This window comes from Mycobacterium sp. TH-M82, assembly GCF_057473605.1.
On the sequence record NZ_JBYCKY010000307.1, the window covers coordinates 1 to 2,291 of the forward strand.

The window sequence follows — 2,291 nt, forward strand, 5'->3', positions numbered from 1 at the left end:
GCGCGAGGCTGGACAAGGATCCGCGTGCGGTCGCGGCCATGTTCGACGCGGTGGCACGTCGCTATGACCGCACCAACACGGTTTTGTCGCTGGGCCGGGACCGGTATTGGCGGCGGGCCACCCGGTCGGAGTTGCGTCTGCGGCCCGGGGAGCAGGTGCTGGACCTCGCTGCCGGGACTGCGGTCTCGACGGTGGAACTGGCGCGCTCGGGTGCCTGGTGTGTGGCGGCGGACTTCTCGGTCGGGATGCTGGCGGCGGGCAGCCGGCGCGACGTGTCGAAGGTCGCCGGTGACGCCACTCGGCTGCCGTTTTCCGACGGCGTGTTCGACGCGGTCACCATCAGTTTCGGGCTGCGCAACGTCGCCGAGCCCGACGCGGCGCTGCGCGAGATGGCGCGAGTCACTCGCCCCGGCGGGCGGCTGGTGGTGTGCGAGTTTTCCACCCCGCCCAATAGGTGGTTCGCCACCGCGTACAAGGAGTACCTGATGCGGGCGCTGCCGCCGGTCGCCCGCGTGGTGTCTTCCAACCCGGACGCCTACGCCTACCTCGCCGAGTCGATCCGGGCCTGGCCCGACCAGGCAGCGCTGGCGCAGCGGATCGAGCGGTCCGGCTGGTCGGCGGTGCGGTGGCGCGACCTCACCGGCGGCATTGTCGCCCTGCACGTCGCCACCCGGTAGCTCCAGGGTTGTCAGCTGAATGGACGTCGACGGTCGATCAGCCGGGACGCCCGTCCGCTTCCGCGCCACACCCGCGCCACCGCATCGGCGTCGTCGTCGGTGACCAGGTTGGCCATCACCCGCACGGCAATGCCCATCAGTGCCGTCGAGCGCATCGCCAGCGGGCCGACGCTGGGCAGAAACCGCGGGAAGGTCAGCAGCAGCGCCAGGCGGCGGGCCACCGAGAACCCGCGGGCGTAGCGATGCTGCAGCACCGCCGGCCATGCCCGCGACACATCGGCGGCCCCCAGCAGTTCGCTGGCCAGCCGCCCGGTCTCCAGTCCGTAGTCGATGCCCTCGCCGTTCAAAGGGTTGACGCAGCCGGCGGCGTCGCCGGTCAGCATCCAATTCGGCCCGGCCACCCCCGACACCGCACCGCCCATCGGTAGCAGCGCGCTCGCTGCAGCCCGCACCGGCCCGTCGAACCCCCACTCGTTGCGGCGCAGATCCGCGTAGTAGCCCAGCAGCGGCCGCAGCGCCAGGTCGGCGGGCCGCTTCGCGGTCGCCAGGGCACCCACGCCGATGTTCACCTCGCCGTTGCCCAGCGGGAAGATCCAGCCGTAGCCGGGCAGCACCTTGTCCTTGGAGCCGTCGGGGGAGCGCAGCTCCAGATGCGACGTCAGCCACGGCTCGTCGCTGCGCGGTGAGGCCAGATATCCGCGGGCCGCGACCGCGTACACCGTCTCCTGATGCCACTGCCGGCCCAGCGCCCGGCCCAGCGGTGAGCGGGCGCCGTCGGCGACGATCAGTTGCCGGCAATCCACCCGCGCTCCGCCGGCGAGCTCCACCGAGCGCACCCGGCCGGACGAGTCACGGCGCACGCCGACAGCTTTGCGCCCCAGCAACATCCGAGCACCGGATGCTTCGGCCAGCTTGCGAATCCGTTCGTCCAGTTCGGTGCGCGGCACCGCGCTGCCGGTCGACGGGAACGCTCGCCCCGGCCAGTCCACCTGCACCACGCCGCCGAAGCCGGTCATCCGCAGACCCCGATGCCGGATGTGAGCGTCCAGCCAGTCGCCGAGGCCCAGCAACTCCAGCTCGGCGACCGCGCGGGGGGTCAGCCCGTCGCCGCAGGGCTTGTCGCGGGGAAAGCTCGCCGCGTCGACCACCAGCACGTCGCGCCCCGCGCGGGCGGCCCAGGCGGCCGCCGCCGACCCGGCCGGCCCGGCGCCGACGACCACCACGTCAGCCACGTCAGCCACGTTAGCCAGCACATCGGCCCCGGTGTCCACGCTCACCAGTATGTTGGAGCTGTGCGGACACCGGCGAGCGTGGTGGTGGGCCTGGATTTCAGCGACGTCGGCGACTCGGCGTTCGCCGCCGGCGTCCGCGACGGGGTGGCCCGCATCGAAGAGCTGATGGACACCGAACTGCGCGGCGGCGACGAGCTGATGACCGAGGCGGTAACGCACCTGTTCACCGCCGGCGGCAAACGGTTCCGGCCGCTGTTCACGGTGCTCTCGGCCCAGTTGGGGCCGCAACCGGACGCCTGGCAGGTGACGGTCGCCGGCGCGGTCATCGAACTGGTGCACCTGGCCACGCTCTATCACGACGACGTGATGGACGAGGCGGAGC

At 72.2% G+C, this 2,291-nt stretch carries 3 protein-coding genes; 2 read left to right on the forward strand and 1 reads right to left on the reverse strand.

The window, feature by feature from the left end; genetic code table 11:
- Positions 1–677, forward strand: a 677-nt coding sequence (locus AC2VON_RS09730; protein WP_486952765.1) for a demethylmenaquinone methyltransferase, incomplete at its 5' end; no start/stop codon positions are given.
- A gap of 11 nt (positions 678–688) precedes the next feature.
- On the opposite strand, the gene menJ is transcribed toward AC2VON_RS09730, so the two are convergent.
- On the reverse strand, positions 689–1,927 hold the full coding sequence (gene menJ, locus AC2VON_RS09735; protein WP_486952767.1) for a menaquinone reductase: 1,239 nt from the start codon (positions 1,925–1,927) through the stop codon (positions 689–691).
- 42 nt (positions 1,928–1,969) lie between these two features.
- Between menJ and AC2VON_RS09740 the strand changes: the two genes are divergently transcribed.
- Positions 1,970–2,291, forward strand: a 322-nt coding sequence (locus AC2VON_RS09740) for a polyprenyl synthetase family protein (protein ID WP_486952766.1), incomplete at its 3' end; no start/stop codon positions are given.